The organism is Lentzea xinjiangensis, from assembly GCF_900110955.1.
Classification (GTDB): domain Bacteria; phylum Actinomycetota; class Actinomycetes; order Mycobacteriales; family Pseudonocardiaceae; genus Lentzea; species Lentzea xinjiangensis.
In genome coordinates this window covers 670,932-695,829 of sequence record NZ_FOFR01000002.1, presented here as the reverse complement: position 1 = coordinate 695,829, position 24,898 = coordinate 670,932, and the positions used below count along the sequence as shown (strand labels likewise).

Sequence of the window (24,898 nt, the reverse complement as noted above, 5' to 3'; positions counted from 1 at the left end):
TCGTGATGGGCGTGGTGAACGTGACGCCCGACTCGTTCTCCGACGGAGGCCGCTACCTCGACCGGCAGGAGGCGGTGGCCCACGGCGTCGAGCTGCACGCGCGCGGCGCCGACCTGGTCGACGTGGGCGGCGAGTCGACGAGGCCCGGCGCTCAGCGCGTCGACGCCGCCGAGGAGATCGCCCGCGTCGTGCCCGTGATCCGCGCGCTGGTCGCCGAGGGCGTGCCGGTCAGCGTGGACACCATGCGCGCCGCCGTCGCGGCGGCGGCGCTGGAGGCGGGCGCGTCGATCGTGAACGACGTGTCCGGCGGCTTGGCCGATCCGAAGATGGCCACCGTCGTCGCCGAGGCCGGCGTGCCGTACGTGCTCATGCACTGGCGTGGCCACAGCGCGGGGATGGATTCCCTCGCGCGGTACGACGACGTTGTGATGGACGTGCGCACGGAGCTGCTGGAACGCGTCGAGGCCGCGATGGCCGCGGGCGTGGCGGAGTCGTCGATCGTGCTCGACCCCGGCCTGGGGTTCGCGAAGCTCGGCGACCACAACTGGGAGCTGCTGCAACGCCTGGACGAGCTGGTGGAGCTGGGCTTCCCGGTGCTGGTGGGGGCGTCGCGCAAACGCTTCCTCGGCACGTTGCTCGGCAACCGTCCACCAGACGGCAGGGAGGACGCGACCGCGGCGGTGTCAGCTCTGGCCGCGTTCAACGGAGCGTGGGGTGTGCGGGTGCACGACGTCGGCCGGTCGCTGGACTCGGTCGCCGTCGCCGGTGCGTGGAGGCGGGGACATGGCTGACCGGATCGCGTTGACGGGCCTGCGGGTGCGCGGCAACCACGGGGTGTTCGAGCACGAGAAGCGCGACGGCCAGGAGTTCGTCGTGGACATCACGCTCTGGCTGGACCTGAGCTCGGCGTCCAGGACCGACGACCTGAGCCAGACCTACCACTACGGCGAGCTCGCCGAGATGGCCGCCGCGATCGTCGGCGGCGAACCGTGCGATCTCATCGAGACGGTGGCCGGCCGCATCGCCGACGCCGCGATGGCGGACACCCGCCTGCACGCCGCCGAGGTGACGGTGCACAAGCCGTCCGCGCCGATCCCGCTGACCTTCGACGACGTGTCGGTGACGATCCGCCGCTCGCGCAGGCTGGCCGCGCCGTTGCCCCCCAAGGAATCCCGGTGACCCGCGCGGTCCTCTCGATCGGCTCGAACCTCGGCGACCGCCTCGCGTTCCTGCAGTCCGCCGTGGACGGGCTCCGGCCGCACGTCGTCGCGGTGTCGCCCGTGTACGAAACGGCGGCGTGGGGCGTCGAGGACCAGCCGGACTTCCTCAACGCCGTGGTGGTCGTCTCGGCCGACGACGTCGACGAGTGGGGCTGGCTGCGCCGCGGCCAGGCGCTGGAGAACGCCGCCGGGCGCGTGCGGGAGCAGCGCTGGGGACCGCGCACGTTGGACGTGGACGTGGTTTCGGTGGACGGGGTGACCTCGGACCACCCGGAGCTGCTCCTGCCGCATCCTGGGGCGTTCGAGCGCGCAACGGTCCTCGTCCCGTGGCTCGACGTCGAGCCGGACGCCGTCCTGCCGGGCCACGGACCCGTTGCGCGGCTGGAGTTCTCGTCGGACGGGGTGCGGCGGCGCGACGACCTCGTGCTCTCGGGTTGGATGGACTCGTGAGGTTCACCCGCCCCCGCGACCTGGCAGCCGTCGCGATCATCGCCGGGATCCTGGCGCACCTGGTCCTGAGGCTCTCGTACGACTCGTTGCCCCCGCTGCCGGTGCTGGCCGGGTCGACGCTGTTCGTCATCGCGGTCGTGGAGGTCGTGCTCGCGTTCTCGTTGCGCGCCAGGATCCAGCGCAAGCCGGGAGCCCGTGCCGTGCAGCCGCTGACCGCGGCCCGCGCCGTCGCGCTGGCGAAGGCCTCGTCGGTGCTGGGCGCCCTGATGCTCGGCGCGTGGGCAGGGGTGCTGATCTTCGTCGGCCCCGTCCGCGACTCGTTCCCCGCGGCGTCGAACGACCTGGTGGCCGCCGTCGTCGGGATGATCTCGGCGCTCGCGCTGACGGCGGCGGCGCTGTGGCTGGAGCACTGCTGCAAGACACCCGGTGAGAGTTCCGGGAACGAATAGATACCCGGCCGTAGGTCTCAGTCGCATAACTACGCGGTACCGTAGTGCCCATGACCGGGCGAGGCGCGTCGATCGACGACGAGCAGGAAGATCACGGTCGTGGCTCCGGGCGATTGCTGTTGGTAGCGGCATTGGCGCTCGCTCTGGTGGCCGCGGCGGTGCTCGTGCTGAGTGACAGCGCCCGAATGCTGCGCCTGGCCGTGGTGGCCGCGCTGTGGGCGGCCCTGGTGGGCGCTTTCCTCGCCGCCAAGTACCGCAAGCAGGTCACTGAGCGCGACGACGAGGTGGCCGACCTCCAGTCCGTCTACGAGCTGGAGCTCGAGCGCGAGGTCGCGGCCCGCCGCGAGTACGAGCTGGAGGTCGAGGCGGAGACCCGCAGGCGCATCGAGGAGGAGTCCCGCGCGGACATCGAGGCCTTGCGCGCCGACCTGCACGCGTTGCGCGACAACCTCCAGGCGTTGCTGGGCGGCGATGTGCTGGTCGAACGCGTCGCCCTGCGCGCGGAGTCGACCCGGCTGCGCTCGCTCGGCTCGGAGGCGGCCCGGCTGGCCGCGGCCCCCGAGAAGCGCGTCATCAACGCCAAGCCGGTGGTCGCCACGTCCTCGGTCCCGGTGGAGAAGCCGTCCGAGCGCACCGAGCTGATCGAGCGCGTCGCCCACGAGGCGAAGGTGCAGCCGCCGCGCCGCGAACCCGCCCGGCCGGAGCCCGCCCGCCCGGAGCCGACCAGGAACCCACCGCGCCCGCAGCCCGCCGCGGCGCGCCGCGAGCCCGCGAAGGCGGCGAAGCAGGAGCCGGTCCGCCCGCAGCCGAGGTCCGCCGCCGCCGCGGTGTCGGCCAGGCTGAACGCCGCGCCGCCCGCCGCCCCGCAGAAACCGCAACCGCAGCAACCCCAGCCGCAGAAGGCACCACCGCAGCAGCCCCAGCCGCAGAAGGCGCAGCCGCCGACGGTGAAGGCCCAGCCCGTGCAGGCGCAGGCGCAGCGGACCGAACGCGTGCCGAGGCCGCAGCAGAACCGCACCGAGGCGTTGCCGCGCCCGGAGCAGCCGGCGAAGGCGCCCGCCGCCAAGGCCCCGGAAACCCGCAAGCCGGAGCCGCAGCGGTCCCGCGTCGCCGAGCGGACCGAGATGATCGACCCGAAGTCGTTGCAGGCGACCGGTGGCGGCCGCCGCCGCGCCGACGACCGTCCCGCGCCCGCGCAGGACAGCGGCTCGTGGGAGACGCTCAAGCCGGACAGCCCGTCGGGCTCCGGTGGCCGCAGGCGTGCCGACGAGGCCCCGGCCCGGCGCACGGCCTCCGAGGACTCGCTGGTGTCGCTGCCGCCCGTGGGCCGGCGCGCCGCCGAGCAGTCGTCGGCCAAGCTGCCGGTGGTGCCGACCGGCCGGCGTGCCGCCGAGGACGTGCCGGTCGCCGGACGTCGCGTGGCCGAGGACTCGTCCACGCGCCTGCCCGCAGTCTCGACCGGCCGCCGTGCCGCGCCGGAAGACCCGTCGGGCGCGCACGCGGACGGCAAGTCCGTGAGCGAGCTGCTGGCCTCCCTCGGCGGTGGGGACGCACCCCGCCGCCGTCGCCGCCGCGAGGACTAGCGGTCCGGGCCGGTCACTTGCCCGTCACTTGTCGATGTCGCCGACGATGACGGCGAACGAGCTCAGCACGGCCGGCAGGTCGTCGACCTTCGTGCCGGGCAGGAGCGCGGACAGCGCCTGCACGTTGTTGAACGACGGCGTGCGCAGCTTCAGCCGCCACGGCGTCTTCTCGCCACGTGACGACAGGTGCACGCCCGAGGTGCCGAGCGGCGCCTCGACGCGGGTGTAGACCGACCCCTCCGGCGCCTTGACGGCCTTGGGCAGCCGGACGTTCACCGGCCCGCCCGGCAACTGGTCCAGGCACGCCGTCGCGAGGGTCGTCGACAGGCGGACCTCGTCGATCATGCAGAGCACGCGCGCGGCGGCATCGCCCCCGGTGCGCACGACGGGCGTGAAGCCCAGCGACCGGTAGGCGGGCAGCGGGTCGTCGCGCCGCAGGTCGAAGTCCACGCCGCTGGCACGGCCGATCGGTCCGGTGACGCCGTACGCCAACGCGTCCGCGTGCGGCAGAACGCCGAGCCCTTCGAGCTTCCCGTGGTCGACGTCGAGCGCCGACGGGTCCACTGTGGACAGGAAGGCGGCGACCCTGCCGGTCCAGCCCGCCGGGACGTCCTCGCGCAGGCCGCCGATCCGGTTGAACATGAAGTGGATGCGCCCGCCGGAGGCCTCCTCCATCAGGGTCTGGACGCCCTCGCGGTACACGGCGGCTTTGGGGCACAACGGAGTCAGGAACACCATGTGCGCCATCAGCCGGTTGAGCTCGCACAGCAGCACGCGCAGCCACTGGGCTCGTGCGGGAACGTCCATGCCCGTCATGCGTTCGACGGCCAGCGCCACGGCCAGCTCGTTGCAGAACGCGGACAGCCAGTCGTGGCGGTTGGCGAGCGTCAGGACCTGCCGGTAGTCGCGGACCTCGAAGAGCTTCTCCGCGCCGCGGTGCAGGTGGCCGACGAGGGGCTCGGCGGCGGTGATCACCAGCTCCGGGGTGACGGTCAGGCGCAGGCGGTAGGCGCCGTGGGCGGACGGGTGCACCGGCCCCAGGTCGATCACGCGGTCCACGCCCAGGTACCGGGCGCCCGCGCCCACGCCGACGGTGATCTGCTCGCTCACCCGAGCATGGTTTCACGTCCGCGTGACCGCGAAGAGGAAGCACCCGTGCGACAGGCTCCGGACCTGGAGCGACTCGATCGAGGGATCGGTGAGCAGGTCGTCGACGGCGCGGTCGAACGATCCGGGCTGCACCACCTCGCCGTCGTGGATCTGACCCGCGGCGTTGTAGGACCGCAGGACGCGGGGGCTGTTCAGCAGCGCGGCGGGCAGGCGGTCGTGCGAGGGTGCGCCGGTGCACTCGACGTGCGTGAAGATCGGCCCGACCTCGGAGTACGGGCCCTTGCCGTGGGCGGGGGAGTAGCGGAACAGCCAGACCGGTTCACCGGGCAGCGACTTCCGCAGGCAGCACCGCAACGGCACCCCCGGCTCGGTCGCCCGGTGCTCGCGGCCGGGGTCGGACAGGGCGGCGGACGGTGGCACGGTGTGGATTCGCATGGCCACGACGATCGTCCTCACAGCTCCGGAAAGCTGGCGGGATCCGGACACCAGGGCGGCAGCGGGGGCAGCAGCGACGACACCGGGATCCCGTTGCCGTGCAACAGCCACCCGAACGACCCGAGGCCGGCGGGGTCGCGGAGCTCGGCGATCCGCCCGGCACGGGCGGCCGACTCCAGCCACTCCCACCCGGACCCGGACACCGTCCCGGTGAGACCCAGCGCGGCCAGGGCGTCCCGCTGCGACACCAGCACCCGGTCCCCGCCGGCCGCCGCGGCACAGGCGTCCAGGGCCACGTGCGCGGTGATGTCGCAGGACCCGTCGAACACGACCGGCACCTGGCGCCCGGCCCGGTACCCGGTCAGCGTGAACCGCCGGGAGGACACCAGGTGCCCGTAGTCGACGGCCAGCGCCGCTCCCCGCACCGAGGCGACCGCGGCGGCCCAGGCGGCGTCCCTGGGCGCTCCGACCTCGGCCTGCGCGCCGTCGGCCAGGGAAGGCCACCACCGGGTGATCCACGGGTCAGAGGACGGCCCGGTCACCACCGGGCAGGGGATCGAGTCGAGCCACTCGTGCCCGACCAGCAGCCCGACGCACTCCGGCACGGCGGAGGTCCACCGGACCCCCGGCAGCTCGACGGGAGGGCCGAGCTCGACGGCGGTCACCCGCAGCCGCGCAGCCAGCGACCCGGTGGCGAGCGACCGCACCGCGAAGGCCAGCTCACCTCCGCCGGCGCCGACGTCCACGAAGTCCACGACCGGGGGAAATCCCAGCGCGGCGTCCACCCGCGACAGCAGCTCGACCAGCGCGACGGCCAGCTCCGGACCCACGAGGGGCGAGGTGCGGAAGTGCGCCGACGGCTTCTCCCCGCGCGCGAAGAAGCCGGACGGTCCGTAGAGCGCGGCGTGCCAAGCGGCTTCCCAGTCGAACACCGGACAAGTGTGCATCTAAGGTCATTTTCGTGAACGACGCCGACCTCACGCCGACGCAGGGCCGCAAGCGCATCGAGCAGCGCCGCTGGACCGTCCTGTTCCCCGTCGTGGCGCTGATCGCGCTCGCGGCGGCTGGTCTTGTGCTGTTCGCGCTCGGCACGTCGAGCATCGGCATCGAGCCGCTGCTGGTCGGTGCCGCCGCGGCGCTGATCCCCGTCGCGTTCGTGGTGAGCGCGTTCCTGTGGATCGACAGGTGGGAGCCGGAGCCGGCGAAGATGCTGCTCTTCGCGTTCCTGTGGGGCGCGTGCGGGGCGACGATCAGCTCGCTCGCGTTCAACCAGACCTCCAGGGTGCTCGGCGACCTGCTCACCAACGACGGCACGACGTTCACCGCCGTGGTCGGGGCGCCGATCGTCGAGGAGGCGACCAAGGCCGCGTTCCTCATCGCCGTGTTCGCGCGCCGGCGGCACGAGTTCGACGGTGTCGTCGACGGCATGGTCTACGCCGGCATCACGGCCGCGGGCTTCGCCTTCACCGAGAACATCTGGTACTTCGGCCGGGTCTTCCTGGAGAACGGGCTCGGCGACATGGGCGGCGGCGTGATCGCGCTGTTCGTGTTGCGCGGGGTGCTGTCGCCGTTCGCGCACCCGCTGTTCACGGCGATGACCGGCATCGGGGTCGGCATCGCGGCCAGCACGAGCCACGCCACGACGCGCGTCCTCGCGCCGATCGGCGGGTACCTGACCGCGGTCGGGCTGCACTCGCTGTGGAACTTCTCGACCACCGTCGGCACGGGGTCGGACTTCATCAACCTGTACTTCCTGATCATGGTGCCGGTGTTCGCCGGAGCAGTCGCGATCGTGGTGTGGCAGCGGCGCAGGGAGCAGCGGATAGTGGCCGGCCAGCTCGCCGCGATGGCGCAGAACCGGTGGATCGCGAACAGCGAGGTCGCCCTGCTCGCGAGCCTCAACGGGCGCCGGAACTGGCTGCGCGCGGTCAAGCGCAAGTCGGGGGACGCCGCGGCCAGGTCGGTGCGCGACTACCAGATCGCGGTCACCGAGCTGGCCTTCCTGCGGCACCGCATCGAACAGGGGACGGCGGGCCAGAGCGCCGAGCAGCGCCACGGCGTGCTGCTCGACACCCTGCACGCCGCCAGGGCCGCCGCCCGCCGGTGAGTCCCGTCACCGGCCCGCCCCGGCGGGGACCTGCGGGACTACCCTCGGCGGCGTCGTCCGGTACCCGCACCAGGGACTGGAACGTCTGAAGGAGTTAGTCGCATGGACGCGACCCCACGTCCGGCCAGGCTCGCCGTCGGTGTCGTCTCGGCAGGCCGGGTCGGCTCGGTGCTGGGCGCCGCGCTGGCCAGAGCGGGCCACGTGGTCGTCGGCACGTCCGCCGTCTCCCAGGCCTCCCGCGACCGCGCGGAAGAGCTGCTGCCCGGTGTCCCCGTCGAAGATCCGACCGAGGTCGCCCGGCGCGCCGACCTCGTGCTGCTGGCTGTGCCGGACGACGAGCTGGAAGGCCTGGTCAAAGGCCTGGTCGCCACGGAGTCGCTGCGCGCGGGGCAGATCGTCGTGCACACCAGCGGCGCGCAGGGCGTGCGCGTGCTCGGACCCGCGGCCGGACTCGGCGCCCTCACGCTCGCCCTGCACCCCGTCATGACCTTCACCGGCCGCTCGGAGGACGTGCAGCGGATGAGCTCGGCGTGCGTCGGCGTCACGGCCGCGGACGGCGACGAGGTCGCGTGGAGCGTCGGCGAGGCCCTGGTCGTGGAGATGGACGCCGAGCCGGTGAGGGTGCCGGAGGCGGTCCGCCCGCTCTACCACGCGGCACTGGCCCACGGCGCGAACCACCTGATCACGCTGGTCCGCGACGCCGCCGACCTGCTCACGAACGCGGGCGTCGCCAACGCCGAACGCCTGCTCGGCCCGTTGCTGTCCGCCGCGCTCGACAACGCGCTGCGCCACGGTGACCGCGCCCTCACCGGTCCGGTCGCCCGCGGCGACACGGGTACCTTGCGCAAGCACCTCGGCGTGCTCGCCGAGCAGGCACCCGCAATCCTGCCCAGCTACCGCGTGCTCGCCCGCCGCACCGCCGGCCGGGCCGAGCACTCCGGGCTGCTCAAGCCCGACGCGGCCGACGACGTTCGCACCACTCTCGAGGACTGACGTGACCAAGCCACTGACCAAGGACGACTACCGCGCCGACGACGTCACGGTGCACCGCGACCCGCAGCGGCTCACCCGCGTGGTCAAAGCGCTGCGCAGCGCCGGCCGCAACATCGCGCTCGTGCCCACGATGGGCGCGCTGCACGCGGGCCACCGGCAGCTCATCCGCGAGGCGCAGGTCATGCAGAACACGGTGGTCGTCGTGTCGATCTTCGTGAACCCGCTGCAGTTCGGGCCGAACGAGGACCTCGCCAAGTACCCGCGGCAGTTCGAGGACGACCTGGGCATCTGCCGCGAGGAGCGCGTCGGCCTGGTGTTCGCCCCCTCCGTCGAGGACATGTACCCGGACGGCTCCGGGGGCGCGCGGGTCACCGTGCACCCCGGCCCGCTGGGCGACGAGCTGGAGGGCGCGTCGCGTCCCGGCCACTTCGCGGGCGTGCTGACCGTGGTGTCGAAGCTGTTCAACATCGTGCAGCCCACGTACGCGGTGTTCGGGCAGAAGGACTACCAGCAGCTCCAGCTCATCCACCGGATGGCGCGCGACCTGAACTTCCCGCTCGACGTCGTCGGCGTGCCGACGGTCCGCGAGCACGACGGTCTCGCCCTGTCGTCGCGCAACGCCTACCTGACCCCGGAGCAGCGCCAGCAGGCGGTGACGCTGTCGGCCGCGCTCACCGCCGGCGCGCACGTGTCGTCCCAGGGCGCGGACGCGGTGCTCAAGGCCGCGCACGGCGTGCTGGCGCAGGAGCCGGGGATCGAGCTCGACTACCTGGAGCTGCGCGGGACCGACCTCGGCCCCGCGCCGGAGAACGGCGACGCCCGGCTGCTCGTGGCAGCGCGCGTCGGTTCCACCCGTCTGATCGACAACATCGCGGTGTTGCTCGGCAAAGGCGACGAGTAGGGGGAGTGGCATGTTCCGCACGATGCTGAAGTCCAAGATCCACCGCGCGACCGTGACGCAGGCCGACCTGCACTACGTGGGCTCGGTGACGGTGGACGAGGACCTGATGGAGGCCGCCGACCTGCTGGCGGGCGAGCAGGTCGCCATCGTCGACGTCACCAACGGCGCGCGCCTGGAGACCTACGTCATCCCCGGTGAGCGCGGCACCGGCGTGCTGGGAATCAACGGCGCGGCGGCACACCTCGTGCACCCCGGTGACATCGTGATCCTGATCGCCTACGGGCAGATGGACGACGCCGAGTCCCGCACCTACAAGCCGCGGGTCGTCTTCGTGGACGCCGACAACAAGGTCGTCGACCTCGGCACCGACCCCGCGCACGCCCCCGAGGGCTCCGGTCTGGTGAACGGCTCCACGAGCGCGCCGTCTTCTGAGACCGTTGAGGCGACCGCGCTGGACGCGTTGATCCAGGCCGACAACTGACGAAGGAACACCAAGTGCTGCTCGCCATCGACGTCGGCAACACCAACATCGTGCTCGGCCTGTACGACGGGGCCGGTGACTCGGCCCCGCTCGTGCGCGACTGGCGCATGCGCACCGACGCCAGGATGACCGCCGACGAGCTCGCGCTCACCATGCGCGGCCTGCTCGGCGAGTACGCCGACAAGATCACCGGCATCGCGGCGCTGTCCACGGTGCCCGCGGTGCTGCGCGAGCTGCGGGTGATGCTCGGCCGCTACTACGACGCCGTGCCGAAGGTGCTGGTGGAGCCGGGTGTGAAGACCGGCGTGCCGCTGCTCGTGGACAACCCGAAGGAGGTGGGCTCGGACCGCGTGATCAACACGCTGGCCGCGCACCACCTCTACTCGACCTCGTGCATCGTGGTCGACTTCGGCACGTCCACGAACCTCGACGTCATCTCGTCGCGCGGCGAGTTCCTCGGCGGCGCGCTCGCTCCCGGCATCGAGATCTCGGTCGACGCCCTGGCCGCCCGCGCCGCCCAGCTGCGCAAGGTCGAGCTGGTCAGGCCGCGCAACGTGATCGGCAAGAACACCGTGGAGTGCCTGCAGTCCGGCATCGTCTACGGGTTCGTCGGCCAGGTGGACGGGCTGGTGCGCAGGATCGCCGAGGAGCTCCAGCAGACCGATCCCGGCCCGGTCACGGTGATCGCGACCGGTGGTCTCGCGCCGCTGGTGGTCTCGGAGTCCTCGACGATCGCGCACCACGTGCCCGACCTGACCCTGCTGGGGCTGCGGCTCGTCTTCGAGCGCAACATGCCCGCTATTCGCTGACGCAGACCATCCGCGTCACCTCCGTGCGCAAGGGGACGTCGAACGGCCCGTTCGACGTCTCCGGGCGTGACCGCAGGAACGCGAGCAGCTTCTCGTTGACCGCCGCGCGCTCCTCGTCGTCGATGACGAGCATGCGCGAAAGGGTGTTGGTCGTGGCGATCAGGTCTTCCGGGGAGTTCCGGTGGTGCGCGTGCGCGAACGCCCGCCGTTCAACTGCCTCGAACAGCGGGTGCGGTCGCACGCACGTCGGCGCGTCCCGCTGGCTCTCGACGCTCGTGCCCGAGATCCGCTCGAACTCCGCCACCCACTCGACGTCGGTGTCCGGCTCGTTCCACATCGCCGCGAGCACGCCGCCGGGACGCAGCACGCGGGCGATCTCCGGCAGTGCCTTCTCCTGGTCGAACCAGTGGAACGCGGTGCCCACGAACACGGCATCGACCGTGTGGTCCGGGACCGGGATGTGCTCGGCATGCCCAGGCAGCGCGCGCACGTCGTGCACACGCCGGACCAGTTCGGACAGCATTTGCTCGTTGGGTTCCACGGCCGTGACGCGGTGCCCCTCCGCGACGAGTCCCGCGGCCAGCTTGCCGGTGCCGGCCGCCAGGTCGAGCAGCTCTAACCGCTCGGACGTGGCCAGGGGCTCCAGCGCCCACCGGATCGCCGCCACGGGATAGTCAGGCCGGTGTTCGGCGTAGGCCTCGGCCTGCGCGCCGAACGAGTCCGCTCGCCTCGCGTGTAGATCCATTCGTCCAACTTAGGGTGTCCGGGTTCTGCCGGGGTATCCGGTGCGCTCTGCCCACGAGGGCTTCCGTACCCTTCTCGGCGTGAGTGAGCAGCCGAAGCAAAACGCCGTGACCAGCGAAGAAGACCTGCCCGAGCAGATGCGCGTGCGCCGGGAGAAGCGTGCGCGGCTGCTCGCTTCCGGCAAGGAGCCGTATCCCGTCGAGGTGGAGCGCACGCACACGTTGCGTGAGATCCGCGAGGCCCATCCCGACCTCGAACCCGACACGCAGACCGGCCAGGTGGTCGGTGTCACCGGACGGGTGATGTTCCTGCGCAACACCGGAAAGCTGTGCTTCGCGACGTTGCGCGAAGGCGACGGCACCGAACTCCAGGCGATGCTGAGCCTGGCCGGCGTGGGCGAGGAAGCGCTTTCCGAGTGGAAGACCGACGTCGACCTCGGTGACCACGTTTTCGTGCACGGCGAGGTCATCAGCTCGCGCCGCGGTGAGCTTTCCGTGATGGCCGACGCGTGGCGGATCACGTCGAAGTCGCTGCGCCCGCTGCCGGTCGCGCACAAGGAACTCGGCGAGGAAACCCGCATTCGCCAGCGATACGTCGACCTCATCCTGCGGCCGACCGCGCGCGACACTGTTCGGACCCGTGCGAACGTCGTTCGTTCTCTGCGCGACTCGTTCCACCGGCGTGGATTCCTCGAAGTCGAGACGCCGATGTTGCAGACGCTGCAAGGAGGTGCGAGCGCGCGCCCGTTCATCACGCACTCGAACGCGCTCGACATCGATCTGTACCTCCGCATCGCGCCGGAGCTGTACTTGAAGCGCTGCGTGGTCGGCGGCATCGAGAAGGTCTTCGAGATCAACCGCAACTTCCGCAACGAGGGTGTGGACTCGTCACATTCGCCCGAGTTTTCCATGCTGGAGTACTACGAGGCGTACGCCACGTACGACTCGAACGCCGTACTCACGCGGGAGCTGATCCAGGAAGCGGCGGAAGCCGTGACGGGATCTCAGATCGTCACGTTGGCCGACGGCACCGAGTACGACCTGTCGGGTGAATGGACGACGCTCAGCATCTACGAGTCGTTGTCCGGCGCGGTCGGTGAGGAAATCACCCCCGAGACGCCGGTCGAGGTGCTGCGCAAGCTTTGCGACCGCCACGAACTCGAGCTGAACCCCAAGTTCGGGCACGGCAAGCTGGTCGAGGAGCTCTGGGAGCACCTGGTGTCCGGCTCCCTGCACGCCCCGACGTTCGTGCGCGACTACCCGGTCGAGACGTCCCCGCTGACCAGGCAGCACCGCAGCAAGCCCGGTGTCGCCGAAAAGTGGGATCTGTACGTCCGCGGATTCGAACTGGGCACCGGTTACTCCGAACTGGTCGACCCGGTCATCGAGCGGGAACGCCTGGAAGCGCAGGCGCGTCTTGGCGCGGCCGGCGACGTCGAGGCCATGCCGATCGACGAAGACTTTCTGCGATCACTGGAGTACGGAATGCCACCGAGTGGTGGTGTCGGAATGGGTATCGATCGGCTGCTGATGGCCCTCACCGGACTGGGTATCCGGGAGACCATCTTGTTCCCGCTCGTTCGCCCTGAATGAGTAACTTTCCGGATGTCGATCGGTGCAATGCGGCATCCGTGCGCTAACCTGCGTCGCGAGAGGCATTAGTTGGCGTGCGGGTGACCGCGCATTCGGGGTCCAGGAGGATACGCATGGCGCAGAAGGTCACGGTGACCCTCGTCGACGACCTGGACGGCTCCACTGCGGAGGAGACCGTCGAGTTCGGGCTGGACGGTGTCAGCTACACGATCGACCTTTCCTCGGGGAATGCGGGCAAACTTCGCGATGCCTTGGCCGACTTCGTGGGAAGTGCACGTCGTGCGGGTGGTCGCAAGCGCGTCGGTCCCGGCCGTCCGGCCGGTGTGAAGGCGCGTCCGGCATCAGCGGATCGTGAGCAGAACCAGGCCATTCGCGAGTGGGCCCGCAAGCAGGGCATGAAGGTGTCGGACCGGGGTCGCATCCCGGCCGAGGTGCTCGACGCCTACCACCAGCAGGGCTGAAATTCGGCAAAACACGAAGGGGTTCCGGGGAAGATTCCTCGGAACCCCTTCGTGTTATTCGAGTGCCGGCCCGTCCGCGGCCGCGGACCGGAGGTGCCCAAACGAGATTGGTTGACTTCACAACGTTCGGCGTGAATATCGCGTTCTGATCTTCATGCGGCCGTTCGCCGGCGCGGTGTGACCTGGACCGCGCGGTGCCTCGTCAGTAGGCGGCAGAAGTTCGGTTAGGCTTACCTGTCTTCAGTCGCAGCCGGGAGGGTGGGCCTTGGGTCGTAGGTCGTTCGGCCTGCTCTTGCTGCTGGTCGCGCTCGCCGCCGTGTGCCTCGCGAGCATCGCCATCGGTTCGAAGGAGATCCCGCTGTCCGGGGTCTGGCACGGTCTCTTCACGCCCACAGGCGCCGAGGACGACGTGGTGGTCCGCGAGCTGCGGATCCCGCGGACGTTGCTCGGCGTCGTGGTCGGCATCGCGCTGGGCGTCGGCGGCGCGCTGATGCAGGGCCACACGCGCAACCCGCTCGCCGATCCCGGCATCCTCGGCGTCACGCACGGCGCCGCGCTGGCGGTCGTGCTGTCGATCTTCTTGTTCGGGGTGTCCTCGCTGGTCGGCTACATCTGGTTCGCCTTCGCCGGCGCGATGGTCGCGAGCGTCGTGGTGTTCCTGCTCGGCTCGGCAGGGCGGGCGGGGCCGTCGCCGGTCACGCTCGCGCTGGCGGGCGCCGCGGTCTCGGCGCTGATGAACGGCCTGGTGTCGGCGATCGTGCTGCTCGACCAGCAGTCGCTCGACGCGTTCCGGTTCTGGCAGGTCGGCGCCATCGCGGGGCGTGACCTGGGGGTGCTGGCGCAGGTGCTGCCGTTCCTGCTGGCCGGGCTGGTCGTGGCCGCGCTCAACGCGCCGGGCCTCAACGCGCTGTCGCTGGGCGAGGACGTGGCGAGGTCGCTGGGCGTGAACGTCGGCAGGACGCGGTCGCTGGGGATCCTGGCCATCACGCTGCTGGTGGGAGGGGCCGTCGCCGCCTGCGGGCCGATCGGGTTCCTCGGGCTCGTCGTGCCGCACGTGGCGCGTGCGTTCACCGGACCGGACTACCGCTGGATCCTGCCGTACGCGGCACTGCTCGGCGCGGGCCTGGTCCTCCTCGCCGACATCGCCGGGCGGGTGGTCGCGCGGCCGGCCGAGGTGGAGGTCGGCGTGATGCTGGCGCTGCTCGGCGCCCCGTTCTTCATCTTCCTGGTCCGCCGCAAGAGGCTGGTGAAGATATGACGACGACGGCGTTGAGGATCGGCGCCACCTCGTTCAAGCTGCGCCGCCGGCCGTTGCTCGTGGTGGCGGTGTCTCTCGTGGTGCTGGCGGCACTGCTGGTCGTCGACATCATGGTCGGCGACTTCCCGCTGACCGCGGCGCAGGTCGTCGACGCGCTGCTCGGCGGAGGCACCCGGCGCGACCGGTTCGTGGTGGTGGAGCTGCGGCTGCCGCGGGCGTTGACCGGTCTGCTCGTCGGCGGCGCGCTCGGCCTGTCCGGAGCGATCTTCCAGGCGATCGTGCGCAACCCGCTGGCCTCGCCCGACATCCTGGGCGTGACCTGGGGAGCGGGCGTCGGCGCGGTCTCGGTGATCACCTTCGCCGGGTCGCTCGGCGTGGTGACGGGCGGCGCGGCGAGCATCGGCGTGCCGCTGGCCGGCCTCGCGGGCGGGCTGGTCGCCGGCCTGCTGGTCTACGCGCTCGCGTGGCGGCAGGGCATCGAGGGCTTCCGGATGGTGCTGGTCGGCATCGGCATCACCGCGGTCGCCGGCAACTTCACGCACTACCTGCTGACCGTCGGTGACGTGCAGGACGCGGGCCGCGCGATGGTGTGGATCACCGGCTCGCTGAACGGCCGCGGCTGGGAGCACGTCGTGCCGGTGGCGCTCGCGCTCGTCGTGCTGGTCCCCGTGGCCCTGGTCGGCGGCCACGTGCTGGGCGCGCTGCAGTTCGACGACCAGACCTCGCGCGGCCTGGGCGTCCGGGTCAACGTCGCGCGCTCGTTCCTGATCGTCGTGGCGATCGTGCTGGCGTCGGTGGCCACGGCCGCGGCGGGCCCGATCGCGTTCGTCGCGCTGGCCACCCCGCAGATCGCCCTGCGGCTGTCCGGGACCGCGCAACCGCCGCTCTTCGGCTCGGTCGTGGTCGGCGGCGCGCTCGTCGTGCTGTCGGACCTGGTCGCGCGCACGATCTACCGCACGGAACTGCCCGTCGGCGTCGTCACCGCCGTGCTGGGTGCGCCCTATCTGATGTACCTGCTGGTTCGGAGTCGCCGGGAGGCGCGGGTATGAGTGTGCGGCTTGAGGCTTCCTCGCTGTCGGTCGGTTACGGCGAGCGGTTGGTCGTCGACACCCTGGACCTGTCGGTGATCGGTGGCACCGTCACCGCGGTGATCGGGCCCAACGGGTGCGGCAAGTCCACCTTGCTGAAGGCCCTCGGTCGGTTGCTGCCCGCCCGGTCCGGCGCGGTGCTGCTCGACGGCAAGCAGATCGACCGGATGGCCACCAGGGACGTCGCCAGGGTGCTCGGGCTGCTGCCCCAGGCGCCGTCCGCGCCGGAGGGGCTGACCGTGGCCGACCTGGTGGCCAGGGGCCGGCACCCGCACCAGGCCTGGTACCGGCAGTGGTCCTCGGACGACGCGGCCGCGGTCGACGCCGCGCTCGCGATGACCGGCATCTCCGACCTCGCCGACCGGACCGTGGACGAGCTGTCCGGGGGACAGCGGCAGCGGGCGTGGATCTCGATGGCGCTCGCCCAGGGCACCGACCTGCTGCTGCTCGACGAGCCCACCACCTACCTGGACCTCGCCCACCAGATCGACGTGCTGGACCTGGTCCAGGAGCTGCACGCCACCATGGGGCGGACCGTGGTCATGGTGCTGCACGACCTCAACCTCGCCGCTCGGTACGCCGACAACGTCGTCGCCATGCGGGGTGGGCGGATCGTGGCCCAGGGAGCGCCCGCGGAGGTGCTGACCGAGCGGCTGCTGCTGGAGGTGTTCGGGCTGGACGCCAGGGTCGTCGAGGACCCGGTGGCCGGCACGCCGCTCGTGGTGCCGGTCGGGTCACGCCACCGGGTGCCGTAGGCCCGGCCGGGGACGGCTCGCCCGCGCGGCCGGGTCAGGAGCAGGTGCGCGGGCAGGCCGTGCAGGGCTCCGCGCCCGGCAGCACGTAGTGGAAGCAGCAGCTGTTGCGCTTGCGCTTCCAGCCCTCGTCGGTGAAGTGCAGCGTCGAGGCGGAGACGAACGGCGCGAGCTTCTCGGGCAGGATCAGCGCCGCCTCGGTGACGCCCGCGTTCTCGTCGCCGCAGATCCGGCCGGCGGCCCACGGGCCGTACTCCAGCATGTCGGTCGCCGCCGCCCACAGCGTGCGGCGGCCGAAGCGGACCACCTGGCCGAAGGACGCCACGAACTGGGCGGCGTGGGCCGCGTAGCGGACGCGCAGGAGGGCGGCCAGGGCGGCTTCGTCGGCCACGACGGTGGCGGCCGGGTGGTTCGAGGCCGGGTCGTCGGGCAGGCAGGCGAACTCGTCGCTGAGGACGCAGATGCCGTCCGGGTGGGGGCGGCCACCCCTGGCGATGCGGAAGGCCATGTCGCGCGGCTTGAGCGTGGGCACCCGGCGGGCGGTGTGGAACAGCAGGCCGGCGAGGTAGCCGGGCTGGTGGAGGTACCAGCCCATGATGTACCCGGCGGTGGCGCGGTCGTCGGACTCGCCGTACTGCTCCACCAGCCATTCGGCCAGGTCCTTGCGCCACAGGTCGAAGCGCGACGGCTCGGCCAGCAGGTCCGAGCAGATCGTCCAGTCCCGCGACGGCGTGCCGAACCTGATCTCGGAGCCGACGTCGAGGCGGGCGATGGACTCGGCGAGCGGCGTGAGCGCACGCGGGTTCTGCTGTGAGACCCTCGCAGGTACGGTCAAGGCGCAAGTCCAATCTCATGCGATTGAGGCTTGCCTAACCTTACCCAGAATCGCGCTCCTCATGCGCGTCGTGGTGGTCCCGGTCACAGGAGCTTCGCTCAACGGTCAGTTGTTCGCGCTCAGCGGACATCGCCCGATCTGTGGAATCCATTGCTCCCGACCTGCGTTGATAGCGGTGTCAGGGTTCCACGATTGCGGTTGTCCGCTGATGGGAACCACAGGTCTCGGGGCCGCCCCACTACAGTGGAGCCACGGTGCCGCGCTCACCAGGGTAGATCGGTGGAGCCGAGGACCGCCGACGCAGCAGTCAGGGAGTGCGAATGTTCGAGAGGTTCACCGACCGCGCGAGGCGGGTGGTTGTCCTTGCCCAAGAAGAGGCACGGATGCTCAACCACAACTACATCGGCACCGAGCACATCCTCCTGGGTCTGATCCACGAGGGTGAAGGTGTCGCCGCCAAGGCGCTCGAGTCGTTGGGGATTGCGCTGGAGGGCGTCCGCCAGCAGGTCGAAGAGATCATCGGCCAGGGCCAGCAGGCCCCGAGTGGACACATCCCCTTCACCCCCCGTGCGAAGAAGGTCCTGGAGCTCTCGCTGCGCGAGGCGCTTCAGCTCGGCCACAACTACATCGGCACCGAGCACATCCTGCTCGGCCTGATCCGCGAGGGCGAGGGCGTCGCCGCCCAGGTCCTCGTGAAGCTCGGCGCCGACCTCAACAGGGTGCGGCAGCAGGTGCTGCAGCTGCTGTCCGGCTACTCGACGGAGAAGGGCGCGTCGGAGTCGACCGGTCGCGGCGAGGGCACGCCGTCGTCGTCCCTGGTCCTCGACCAGTTCGGGCGCAACCTCACCGCCTCGGCGCGGGAGGGCAAGCTCGACCCGGTGATCGGGCGCGCCAAGGAGATCGAGCGGGTCATGCAGGTGCTGTCCCGCCGCACCAAGAACAACCCGGTCCTCATCGGCGAGCCCGGCGTCGGCAAGACCGCCGTCGTCGAGGGACTGGCGCAGATGGTCGTCAAGGGCGAGGTGCCCGAGACGCTCAAGGACAAGCAGCTCTACACGCTCGACCTCGGCTCGCTGGTCGCGGGCTCGCGCTACCGCGGTGACTTCGAGGAGCGCCTGAAGAAGGTCCTCAAGGAGATCCGCACGCGCGGCGACATCATCCTGTTCATCGACGAGATCCACACGCTCGTCGGCGCGGGTGCCGCCGAGGGCGCGATCGACGCGGCGAGCATCCTCAAGCCGATGCTGGCCCGCGGTGAGCTGCAGACGATCGGCGCCACCACGCTCGACGAGTACCGCAAGCACGTCGAGAAGGACCCCGCGCTGGAGCGCCGCTTCCAGCCGATCCAGGTGGGCGAGCCGTCGCTCGAGCACACCATCGAGATCCTCAAGGGTCTGCGCGACCGGTACGAGGCGCACCACCGCGTCTCGATCACCGACTCCGCGCTGGTCGCCGCCGCCACGCTGGCCGACCGGTACATCAACGACCGGTTCCTGCCGGACAAGGCGATCGACCTCATCGACGAGGCGGGCGCCCGCATGCGCATCCGCCGGATGACCGCGCCGCCGGACCTGCGCGAGTTCGACGAGAAGATCGCGGACGTGCGCCGCGACAAGGAGTCCGCGATCGACGCGCAGGACTTCGAGCGCGCGGCGAAGCTGCGTGACGCGGAGAAGCAGCTCCTGGGCCAGAAGGCCGAGCGGGAGAAGCAGTGGAAGGACGGTGACCTGGACGTCGTCGCCGAGGTCGACGACGAGCAGATCGCCGAGGTCCTCGCCAACTGGACCGGCATCCCGGTGTTCAAGCTCACCGAGGAGGAGACCACGCGTCTGCTCCGCATGGAGGACGAGCTGCACAAGCGGATCATCGGCCAGGTCGACGCGGTCAAGGCCGTGTCGCAGGCGATCCGCCGCACCCGCGCCGGTCTGAAGGACCCGAAGCGCCCCTCCGGCTCGTTCATCTTCGCCGGCCCGTCCGGTGTCGGTAAGACCGAGCTCTCGAAGGCGCTGGCGAACTTCCTGTTCGGCGAGGACGACGCGCTCATCCAGATCGACATGGGCGAGTTCCACGACCGCTACACCGCGTCGCGGCTCTTCGGTGCCCCTCCCGGTTATGTCGGCTACGAAGAGGGCGGCCAGCTCACCGAGAAGGTGCGCCGCAAGCCGTTCTCCGTCGTGCTCTTCGACGAGATCGAGAAGGCCCACCAGGAGGTCTACAACACGCTGCTCCAGGTGCTGGAGGACGGCCGCCTGACCGACGGTCAGGGCCGGACGGTGGACTTCAAGAACACCGTCATCATCTTCACGTCGAACCTGGGCACGTCCGACATCAGCAAGGCCGTCGGCCTCGGCTTCACCTCGGGTCAGGACACCGCGTCCAACTACGAGCGCATGAAGAACAAGGTCAACGACGAGCTGAAGAAGCACTTCCGCCCCGAGTTCCTCAACCGCATCGACGACATCATCGTCTTCCACCAGCTCACTCAGGACGAGATCATCAAGATGGTGGACCTGATGATCGCCCGCGTCGAGCAGCAGTTGAAGAACAAGGACATGGCCATCGAGCTGACCGACAGGGCCAAGGCCCTGCTGGCCAAGCGCGGCTTCGACCCGGTGCTGGGCGCCCGCCCGCTGCGCAGGACGATCCAGCGCGAGATCGAGGACACCCTGTCGGAGAAGATCCTGTTCGGCGAGATCCAGCCGGGCCAGATCATCATCACCGACGTCGAGGGCTGGGACGGCGTGTCCGAGAACCACGACAAGGCGAAGTTCGTCTTCCGCGGCGAGCCCAAGCCGAACCGGGTCCCGGACGCTCCGCCCGTCGACCTCACGGCGGCCGCGGCGGCCGAGTCGCAGGACTCTCCGTCGAGCGACACCGAGTGAGCTAGCCGGCACGTGCGAACGGCCCCCGGACTTTCGTCCGGGGGCCGTTCGCGTTGCGGCACCGAGTTGAGCGTGTCACGTGCGCGCGCGGATTCGCCCGTTTCGCCGTCAGCCGGAAACCCGGCCTGCCACCATGGCTCGCGCTCGCGTGATCTTGCGCGGGTGGGTGCCCCAGGTGGAGGTTCTTGTGCCGTCGGCGGCGTTCGAGCAGCTCGTCGCTCAGTTCGAGCGGTTCCAGGCTCAGATGCAGCGTGTTGACCGGCAGTTCGCCGGTATCGGCGGGATGCAGCAGCAGCTCACCGAGCTGGAGGCGGTCGCCACCTCGGCTGACCGCGCGGTGACGGTCGTGGCGGGTCCTTCCGGCACCATCAAGGACATCCGGCTGACCGAGCTGGCCATGCGCCGACCGCCCCACGCAAAGGACCAGGTGCTGGAAACCCAGGCGCAGCTCTTCGGCATGTCCAAGGAGGAGCTGCGAGCCGTCAGGTCCGAGGAGACCGCGCCCCCACCACCCGCCGCCGCGGCACCTCCGCGCAGGCCCGCCGCGCCCGAGCCGGACGACTTCTCCGACCAGAACGTCCTGCGGGACAACGCCCGGAACACCCGGTCGCCCCAACAACCGCCTGCCACTCCGCCCAAGCAGGACGGCAAGTTCCTGAACCTCTACGACGAGGACGGTCGATGAGCGGGTTCAGCGCCGACCCGGAGGAGCTGCGCAAGCTGGCGGGCAAGCTGGACGGCCACCGCTCCACGGCCAGCAAGATCACCGAGCTGGTCGACCGGGCTGATGTGGGCGACAAGTCCTGGGGAGTAGTCGGGATCTTCGTCAAGGACCAGTACAGGTAGCGACCCGGCCGCGGTACACCGGGAGCTGAACTTCGACGCGCTGTCGTGGCTGCTGGACCGGGAGGAGGACCTCCCGTCCCGGGCCTCCTGGATGCAACTGACGTTCGAGGCCGGAGTGGTCTACACCGTGCTCGGCAACCAGATCAGCCGGGACGACCTGGTGGTCGTGGTCGACACGATCTGCGGGCTGCTCGACCGGATGCCCGGCGCGCGGCCGCGGCACCCCGCGGCGGCGGTCTGACGAAGGCCGGCACGTCCTCCTCGGCCGGTCGGGACCAGCACGGCGGAGGGGCCGGCGGGCAACGGGGGAGCGCCGCCGACCGTCCTCTGGCTGTGCGGACCACACCGGAGACTGACGAGCACTCAGCGAGACTGCACGGCGTGGTCACCACCGAGGTGAAGCCGCGCAAGAGCGGTTTCGCCACGTTCCTGCTGGTCGTGTGCGCGATGGCGTTCGTCACGGCGGCGTTCGTCAGGCTGCTCGGCATCGACGGCACGCGGTACATGATCGCCACGACCTCGCTGACCCCGTACATCACCGTCGCGGGGCTGCTCATCGGGCTGTTCGCGCTGTTCCGCAAGAGGTGGGCCGTCGGGCTGACGATGACGATCGTGGCGATCGTGCTGGCCGCGAACGTGGTGCCGCGGGCGTTTCCCGACTCACGGCCCAACGGCGTGGGGCAGCCGGTCCGGCTGATGACCGCCAACCTGCTCACCGGCATCGCGGACGCGGAGTTCCTCGTCCGGGAGGTCAAGGCGCGCCGGATCCACGTCCTGGCGATGCAGGAGCTGACCCCGGAGATGGTGCTCGACCTCGAACGGGCCGGTCTCGACCAGGTGCTGCCCAGCCGCGTCTTCCTGGACGAGCCGGGCGGCTCCGGCAGCGGCATCGCGTCGAGGTACCCGCTCACGCAGCGGAACCTGACCCCGCCGAGCACGTTGCGGCAGGCCGCGGCGCTGGTGGACCTGCCGGGCAAGGACATCGAGGTCGTCTCGGTGCACCCGCTGCCGCCCGTCGTCACCCAGGGGCCGGAGGCGTGGCAGCGGGAGCTGGCCGGGCTCCCGAGCCCCGACTCGACCGGCGCGATCAGGGTGCTCGCGGGCGACTTCAACGCGACGCTCGACCACGTCGGGCTCACGCGGTTGCTGAACAAGGGGTACGTGGACGCCGCGGACGAGGTCGGCAAGGGGCTGGTCCACACGTGGCCCGGCAGGGTCGGCATCTGGCCGCCGCCGGTCACCATCGACCACGTGCTGGTGGACACGCGGTGCCCGGTCGACACGCTGGACGTGGTCAACGTGCCCGGCAGCGATCACCGGGCCCTCGTCACGCAGTTCGTCGTGCCAAGGTTCTGAGCGCTTCCAGCGCCCCCACCGGCAGCGACACGCCCCGGCCGTGCCGGACGGCCGGCTCGCGGGTGTTGATCCGGATCAACGCGCCGGACGCCGCGCTCGCCAGCTCGGCCTGACGCCGCACGGTCGGCACCGCGGTGCCGGCGCCGATCTCGACCACGACGAGGTCGTGCTGCGCCCGCCGCCACCGCGCCAGCTCCTCGAGCTGCGCCTGGCTGCGGTGCGGCACCCAGCCCCAGTCGCCGAACATCAGGATGTTGGGCCGCGCGAGGCCCCCGCACGACGGGCACGACGGCAGCTCGCCGACGGCCCGCATCGACTCGGGGTCGACCTCCACGTCGAACGCGCACCCCCAGATCTCGTCGGTGCACGGTTCCACGCACTGGGCGTGGTGGATCGAGCCGTGGACCTCGGCGACGTCCGTGAAGCCCGCCTTCTGGAACTGGCCGTCCACGTTGGACGTGAAGGCGCGGGCGCCCCACGAGCGCAGGACCTCGAAGCCCTCGTGCGGCACGGTCGCGCGGTACAGGTTCAGCCGGTGGCCGTAAAAACCCCAGGCGAGCGCGGGGTCGTCGGCGAAGTGCACCGGGTCGGCGATCTCCTCGAACCTCAGCCCGAGCCGCTCGTAGGGCGGGTACGCCCGCCAGAAGCCCTCGGTGCCGCGGAAGTCCGGCAGGCCGGAGTCGACGCCCATGCCGGCGCCGGCGCAGACGAGCACCGCGCCCGCGCCGGCGATCAGCTCGGCGGCTCTGTCGTAGGCCTCGTCGATCAAGGCTTGGGCTTGCTGCCCAGCACGACCTCGAACTCCAGCAGGTCGGCGCCCGACGCCACGGGCTTGGCGCGCTCACCGGAGTGCGCCGCGGCGCCTGCCTGCCCGTCGCGCCACGCCACGAAGTCCTCGTGCGTCTCCCAGTGCGTGACGACGAAGTAGCGGTCCTCGCCCGCGACCGGGCGCAGGAGCTCGAAGCCGAGGAAACCGGGCTGGTCGTCGACAGCGCCGAGGCGGGCGGCGAACCGCTTCTCGAGCTCGGGACCGGCGCCTTCGGGGACCTTGATCGCGTTGATCTTCACGACTGCCATGCGACCCAGCCTAGCGGCGCACACCGGCGGGCAGCAGGTGCTGATCACCCGGGATGCCGGAGTCGCGGAACCACGCCTGGAAGAACGCGTCCAGCGGCTGCCCGGAGGCCTTCTCGAAGTGGTCCTCGAAGTCGGGCCACGAGGCGTTGCCGTCGCGGTGCTCGGCCGTCCACGAGCGCAGCGCCCGGAAGAACACGTCGTCGCCGACCTGCTTGCGCAGCGCGTGCACCGCCATGATGCCCTTGTCGTAGACGCCCCGGAACTCGTTGCCCTTGCCCATGTCGTAGAGCTTCGGCGCCCAGAACGACGAGCGGGACCGCAGCTCCTCGACGCGGTCGCGGTAGCGCTGGTCGAGGTCGGTGCCCTCCTTCTCCATCCACAGCCACTGCGAGTAGGAGGCGAGGCACTCGTTCAGGCAGATGTCCGCCCAGCTCCGCAGCGTCACCGAGTCGCCGAACCACTGGTGGGCGTTCTCGTGCACCACCGTCTCCAGGTCCGCCCACGAGGCGTAGATCGGCCTGGTCTGCGTCTCCAGCGAGAACCCGATCTGGTCGGCCACCCAGATGCCGCCGGCCGCCCGCTGCGGGTAGGGGCCGAACTTCGTCTCCAGGAACGCGAGGACCTCCGGCAGCCGCGACTGGATCGGCTTCTTGGAGCCGGACGTGCCGGGCGCGTACGCGTCGACCACGGGCGTGCCGCTCGGCAGCTTCGAGCGCACGACCTCGAACCTGTCGATGGCCACGGTCGCGAGGTAGGTGGCGAGCGGGGTCTCCTCCGACCAGGTGAACGTGGTCCAGCCGCCGTCGCGCCTGGCCGGTCCCTCCAGGCCGTTCGAGACCACCGTCCAGCCGTCGGGGACGCGGGCCGCGACCTTCAGCGCCGCCTTGTCGCGCGGGGTGTCGTTGGCCGGGAACCACGTCGTCGCGGAGTGCGGCTGACCCGCGGCGAACGCGCCGCCGGTCGACGAGATCTGCCAGCCGCTGCGGCCCAGCGAGGCGTCGTCGATCGTCGTGGGCTTGCCGCCGTAGGTGACGACGGCGGTGAACGGCCTGCCCTTCGCGAGCGGGGCAGCGGGTGTGATCACCAGCTCGTGGTCGCCCTCCTGCGCGAACTTCGCCGGCTGCCCACCGACTTCCACCTCGCTGACCCGCAGGCCTTCGAGGTCGAGGTTGAACCGGGAGAGGTCGTCGGAGGCGGTCGCGGTGATGGAGGCGACGCCGTCGAGCTGCTGCGACGACGGGTCGTAGGTGATCGCGAGGTCGTAGAGGGTGACGTCGTAGCCGCTGTTGCCGTCCGTCGGGTAGTAGGCGTCGCCCGCCCCCGCGCCGGCCTCCACCGCGGCCTGCGGCGACGTCTCCTGGCGTGGCCCCGCCGGGTCGCCGCCCGGCGTTCTGAACACGACGAGCAGGCCGGCGACGAGCACGATCAACACCAGGGCGATCAGGTACGGACGGGCCTTCATGCGTTTA

Annotated in this window: 28 protein-coding genes; 20 read left to right on the top strand and 8 right to left on the bottom strand. The window is 71.0% G+C overall.

The window, feature by feature from the left end; genetic code table 11:
- The first annotated feature begins 5 nt into the window (after positions 1 to 5).
- From folP to BMW88_RS08735, 5 genes are read left to right on the top strand one after another with little or no spacing between them, the layout of a single operon-like run.
- Positions 6 to 791 (top strand): dihydropteroate synthase, encoded by a 786-nt coding sequence (gene folP / locus BMW88_RS08755; RefSeq protein WP_089950061.1) that lies wholly within the window; start codon positions 6 to 8, stop codon positions 789 to 791.
- The gene (gene folB / locus BMW88_RS08750; protein WP_089950060.1) at positions 784 to 1,179 is read left to right on the top strand and encodes a dihydroneopterin aldolase; all 396 of its coding nucleotides are present in this window, start codon (positions 784 to 786) and stop codon (positions 1,177 to 1,179) included. The genes folP and folB overlap by 8 nt, the downstream gene beginning before the upstream one ends.
- Positions 1,176 to 1,670, top strand: a complete 495-nt coding sequence (folK, locus tag BMW88_RS08745; RefSeq protein WP_089950059.1) for a 2-amino-4-hydroxy-6-hydroxymethyldihydropteridine diphosphokinase — start codon at positions 1,176 to 1,178, stop codon at positions 1,668 to 1,670. The genes folB and folK overlap by 4 nt, the downstream gene beginning before the upstream one ends.
- The gene (locus BMW88_RS08740; RefSeq protein ID WP_089950058.1) at positions 1,667 to 2,119 is read left to right on the top strand and encodes a DUF3180 domain-containing protein; all 453 of its coding nucleotides are present in this window, start codon (positions 1,667 to 1,669) and stop codon (positions 2,117 to 2,119) included. The genes folK and BMW88_RS08740 overlap by 4 nt, the downstream gene beginning before the upstream one ends.
- Positions 2,120 to 2,169: 50 nt before the next feature.
- Positions 2,170 to 3,702: a DUF6779 domain-containing protein gene (locus BMW88_RS08735; RefSeq protein ID WP_143116014.1), complete on the top strand. Its 1,533-nt coding sequence runs from the start codon at positions 2,170 to 2,172 to the stop codon at positions 3,700 to 3,702.
- Between the two features lie 24 nt (positions 3,703 to 3,726).
- On the opposite strand, the gene BMW88_RS08730 is transcribed toward BMW88_RS08735, so the two are convergent.
- Genes BMW88_RS08730 through BMW88_RS08720 form a run of 3 tightly spaced genes read right to left on the bottom strand, consistent with a single transcriptional unit; the run spans position 3,727 to position 6,179 of the window.
- Positions 3,727 to 4,812 (bottom strand): NADH-quinone oxidoreductase subunit D, encoded by a 1,086-nt coding sequence (locus BMW88_RS08730; RefSeq protein ID WP_089950056.1) that lies wholly within the window; start codon positions 4,810 to 4,812, stop codon positions 3,727 to 3,729.
- Positions 4,813 to 4,824: 12 nt separating this feature from the next.
- Complete coding sequence (locus tag BMW88_RS08725) at positions 4,825 to 5,247, bottom strand: DUF1203 domain-containing protein (protein ID WP_143116013.1); 423 nt, start codon at positions 5,245 to 5,247, stop codon at positions 4,825 to 4,827.
- Between the two features lie 17 nt (positions 5,248 to 5,264).
- Entirely contained in the window at positions 5,265 to 6,179 is a 915-nt protein-coding gene (locus BMW88_RS08720; RefSeq protein WP_218148009.1) for an SAM-dependent methyltransferase, read from the bottom strand.
- A gap of 29 nt (positions 6,180 to 6,208) precedes the next feature.
- Here BMW88_RS08720 and BMW88_RS08715 point away from each other — a divergent pair, with 29 nt between their 5' ends.
- The 5 genes from BMW88_RS08715 (at position 6,209) to BMW88_RS08695 (ending at position 10,538) form a co-directional block, all read left to right on the top strand.
- Positions 6,209 to 7,354, top strand: a complete 1,146-nt coding sequence (locus tag BMW88_RS08715) for a PrsW family intramembrane metalloprotease (protein ID WP_177221000.1) — start codon at positions 6,209 to 6,211, stop codon at positions 7,352 to 7,354.
- A gap of 102 nt (positions 7,355 to 7,456) precedes the next feature.
- Positions 7,457 to 8,347 (top strand): Rossmann-like and DUF2520 domain-containing protein, encoded by an 891-nt coding sequence (locus BMW88_RS08710; protein ID WP_089950053.1) that lies wholly within the window; start codon positions 7,457 to 7,459, stop codon positions 8,345 to 8,347.
- 1 nt (position 8,348) lies between these two features.
- Complete coding sequence (panC, locus tag BMW88_RS08705; RefSeq protein WP_089950052.1) at positions 8,349 to 9,248, top strand: pantoate--beta-alanine ligase; 900 nt, start codon at positions 8,349 to 8,351, stop codon at positions 9,246 to 9,248.
- A gap of 10 nt (positions 9,249 to 9,258) precedes the next feature.
- Positions 9,259 to 9,729: an aspartate 1-decarboxylase gene (gene panD / locus BMW88_RS08700; RefSeq protein WP_089950051.1), complete on the top strand. Its 471-nt coding sequence runs from the start codon at positions 9,259 to 9,261 to the stop codon at positions 9,727 to 9,729.
- Positions 9,730 to 9,743: 14 nt separating this feature from the next.
- Positions 9,744 to 10,538, top strand: coding sequence for a type III pantothenate kinase (locus BMW88_RS08695; RefSeq protein WP_089950050.1), 795 nt, complete (start codon positions 9,744 to 9,746; stop codon positions 10,536 to 10,538).
- On the opposite strand, the gene BMW88_RS08690 is transcribed toward BMW88_RS08695, so the two are convergent.
- Entirely contained in the window at positions 10,528 to 11,283 is a 756-nt protein-coding gene (locus BMW88_RS08690) for a class I SAM-dependent methyltransferase (RefSeq protein WP_089950049.1), read from the bottom strand. The two genes, BMW88_RS08695 and BMW88_RS08690, sit on opposite strands and share 11 nt — an antisense overlap.
- A gap of 136 nt (positions 11,284 to 11,419) precedes the next feature.
- Between BMW88_RS08690 and lysS the strand changes: the two genes are divergently transcribed.
- From lysS to BMW88_RS08665, 5 genes are all read left to right on the top strand, one after another.
- Positions 11,420 to 12,874, top strand: coding sequence for a lysine--tRNA ligase (lysS, locus tag BMW88_RS08685; protein WP_089950283.1), 1,455 nt, complete (start codon positions 11,420 to 11,422; stop codon positions 12,872 to 12,874).
- A 113-nt stretch (positions 12,875 to 12,987) separates the two neighbouring features.
- Positions 12,988 to 13,335, top strand: a complete 348-nt coding sequence (locus BMW88_RS08680) for a histone-like nucleoid-structuring protein Lsr2 (RefSeq protein ID WP_030471050.1) — start codon at positions 12,988 to 12,990, stop codon at positions 13,333 to 13,335.
- Positions 13,336 to 13,600: 265 nt separating this feature from the next.
- Positions 13,601 to 14,593: a FecCD family ABC transporter permease gene (locus BMW88_RS08675; RefSeq protein WP_089950048.1), complete on the top strand. Its 993-nt coding sequence runs from the start codon at positions 13,601 to 13,603 to the stop codon at positions 14,591 to 14,593.
- Complete coding sequence (locus tag BMW88_RS08670) at positions 14,590 to 15,642, top strand: FecCD family ABC transporter permease (RefSeq protein WP_089950047.1); 1,053 nt, start codon at positions 14,590 to 14,592, stop codon at positions 15,640 to 15,642. The genes BMW88_RS08675 and BMW88_RS08670 overlap by 4 nt, the downstream gene beginning before the upstream one ends.
- Positions 15,639 to 16,436, top strand: coding sequence for an ABC transporter ATP-binding protein (locus BMW88_RS08665; RefSeq protein ID WP_089950046.1), 798 nt, complete (start codon positions 15,639 to 15,641; stop codon positions 16,434 to 16,436). Before BMW88_RS08670 ends, BMW88_RS08665 begins: the two co-directional genes overlap by 4 nt.
- Before the next feature lie 34 nt (positions 16,437 to 16,470).
- Here BMW88_RS08665 and BMW88_RS43965 read toward each other — a convergent pair whose 3' ends face one another.
- Positions 16,471 to 17,268, bottom strand: a complete 798-nt coding sequence (locus BMW88_RS43965; RefSeq protein WP_089950045.1) for a (2Fe-2S)-binding protein — start codon at positions 17,266 to 17,268, stop codon at positions 16,471 to 16,473.
- A 320-nt stretch (positions 17,269 to 17,588) separates the two neighbouring features.
- On the opposite strand from BMW88_RS43965, the gene BMW88_RS08655 reads away from it, so the two are divergent.
- From BMW88_RS08655 to BMW88_RS08645, 5 genes are all read left to right on the top strand, one after another.
- The gene (locus tag BMW88_RS08655; protein ID WP_089950044.1) at positions 17,589 to 20,150 is read left to right on the top strand and encodes an ATP-dependent Clp protease ATP-binding subunit; all 2,562 of its coding nucleotides are present in this window, start codon (positions 17,589 to 17,591) and stop codon (positions 20,148 to 20,150) included.
- Positions 20,151 to 20,325: 175 nt separating this feature from the next.
- Positions 20,326 to 20,835, top strand: a complete 510-nt coding sequence (locus BMW88_RS08650) for a YbaB/EbfC family nucleoid-associated protein (RefSeq protein WP_245777639.1) — start codon at positions 20,326 to 20,328, stop codon at positions 20,833 to 20,835.
- A complete protein-coding gene (locus BMW88_RS41740; RefSeq protein ID WP_177220999.1) occupies positions 20,832 to 20,996 on the top strand; it encodes a hypothetical protein in 165 nt (54 codons plus the stop codon). Before BMW88_RS08650 ends, BMW88_RS41740 begins: the two co-directional genes overlap by 4 nt.
- A gap of 91 nt (positions 20,997 to 21,087) precedes the next feature.
- A complete protein-coding gene (locus BMW88_RS41735) occupies positions 21,088 to 21,237 on the top strand; it encodes a hypothetical protein (protein ID WP_177220998.1) in 150 nt (49 codons plus the stop codon).
- A 140-nt stretch (positions 21,238 to 21,377) separates the two neighbouring features.
- The gene (locus tag BMW88_RS08645) at positions 21,378 to 22,352 is read left to right on the top strand and encodes an endonuclease/exonuclease/phosphatase family protein (protein ID WP_245777638.1); all 975 of its coding nucleotides are present in this window, start codon (positions 21,378 to 21,380) and stop codon (positions 22,350 to 22,352) included.
- Here BMW88_RS08645 and BMW88_RS08640 read toward each other — a convergent pair.
- The 3 genes from BMW88_RS08640 to BMW88_RS08630 are packed head-to-tail and all read right to left on the bottom strand — an operon-like array spanning position 22,324 to position 24,891.
- Positions 22,324 to 23,118: an SIR2 family NAD-dependent protein deacylase gene (locus BMW88_RS08640; RefSeq protein ID WP_245777672.1), complete on the bottom strand. Its 795-nt coding sequence runs from the start codon at positions 23,116 to 23,118 to the stop codon at positions 22,324 to 22,326. The genes BMW88_RS08645 and BMW88_RS08640 overlap by 29 nt on opposite strands.
- A complete protein-coding gene (locus BMW88_RS08635; protein WP_089950042.1) occupies positions 23,118 to 23,429 on the bottom strand; it encodes an antibiotic biosynthesis monooxygenase family protein in 312 nt (103 codons plus the stop codon). The genes BMW88_RS08640 and BMW88_RS08635 overlap by 1 nt, the downstream gene beginning before the upstream one ends.
- A 10-nt stretch (positions 23,430 to 23,439) precedes the next feature.
- Positions 23,440 to 24,891, bottom strand: a complete 1,452-nt coding sequence (locus BMW88_RS08630; RefSeq protein WP_089950041.1) for a M1 family metallopeptidase — start codon at positions 24,889 to 24,891, stop codon at positions 23,440 to 23,442.
- Between the last annotated feature and the right edge of the window lie 7 nt (positions 24,892 to 24,898).

Excerpts from the sequence above, each read along its gene's own strand:
- BMW88_RS08630 (WP_089950041.1), bottom strand. The coding sequence starts at position 24,891 with ATGAAGGCCCGTCCGTACCTGATCGCCCTGGTGTTGATCGTGCTCGTC.
- BMW88_RS08690 (WP_089950049.1), bottom strand. The coding sequence starts at position 11,283 with ATGGATCTACACGCGAGGCGAGCGGACTCGTTCGGCGCGCAGGCCGAG.
- lysS (WP_089950283.1), top strand. The coding sequence starts at position 11,420 with ATGCGCGTGCGCCGGGAGAAGCGTGCGCGGCTGCTCGCTTCCGGCAAG.
- panD (WP_089950051.1), top strand. The coding sequence starts at position 9,259 with ATGTTCCGCACGATGCTGAAGTCCAAGATCCACCGCGCGACCGTGACG.
- BMW88_RS08670 (WP_089950047.1), top strand. The coding sequence starts at position 14,590 with ATGACGACGACGGCGTTGAGGATCGGCGCCACCTCGTTCAAGCTGCGC.
- BMW88_RS08655 (WP_089950044.1), top strand. The coding sequence starts at position 17,589 with ATGTTCGAGAGGTTCACCGACCGCGCGAGGCGGGTGGTTGTCCTTGCC.
- folP (WP_089950061.1), top strand. The coding sequence starts at position 6 with ATGGGCGTGGTGAACGTGACGCCCGACTCGTTCTCCGACGGAGGCCGC.
- BMW88_RS08635 (WP_089950042.1), bottom strand. The coding sequence starts at position 23,429 with ATGGCAGTCGTGAAGATCAACGCGATCAAGGTCCCCGAAGGCGCCGGT.
- BMW88_RS08735 (WP_143116014.1), top strand. The coding sequence starts at position 2,170 with ATGACCGGGCGAGGCGCGTCGATCGACGACGAGCAGGAAGATCACGGT.
- BMW88_RS08725 (WP_143116013.1), bottom strand. The coding sequence starts at position 5,247 with ATGCGAATCCACACCGTGCCACCGTCCGCCGCCCTGTCCGACCCCGGC.
- BMW88_RS08680 (WP_030471050.1), top strand. The coding sequence starts at position 12,988 with ATGGCGCAGAAGGTCACGGTGACCCTCGTCGACGACCTGGACGGCTCC.
- BMW88_RS41740 (WP_177220999.1), top strand. The coding sequence starts at position 20,832 with ATGAGCGGGTTCAGCGCCGACCCGGAGGAGCTGCGCAAGCTGGCGGGC.
- BMW88_RS41735 (WP_177220998.1), top strand. The coding sequence starts at position 21,088 with ATGCAACTGACGTTCGAGGCCGGAGTGGTCTACACCGTGCTCGGCAAC.
- BMW88_RS08665 (WP_089950046.1), top strand. The coding sequence starts at position 15,639 with ATGAGTGTGCGGCTTGAGGCTTCCTCGCTGTCGGTCGGTTACGGCGAG.
- BMW88_RS08710 (WP_089950053.1), top strand. The coding sequence starts at position 7,457 with ATGGACGCGACCCCACGTCCGGCCAGGCTCGCCGTCGGTGTCGTCTCG.
- folB (WP_089950060.1), top strand. The coding sequence starts at position 784 with ATGGCTGACCGGATCGCGTTGACGGGCCTGCGGGTGCGCGGCAACCAC.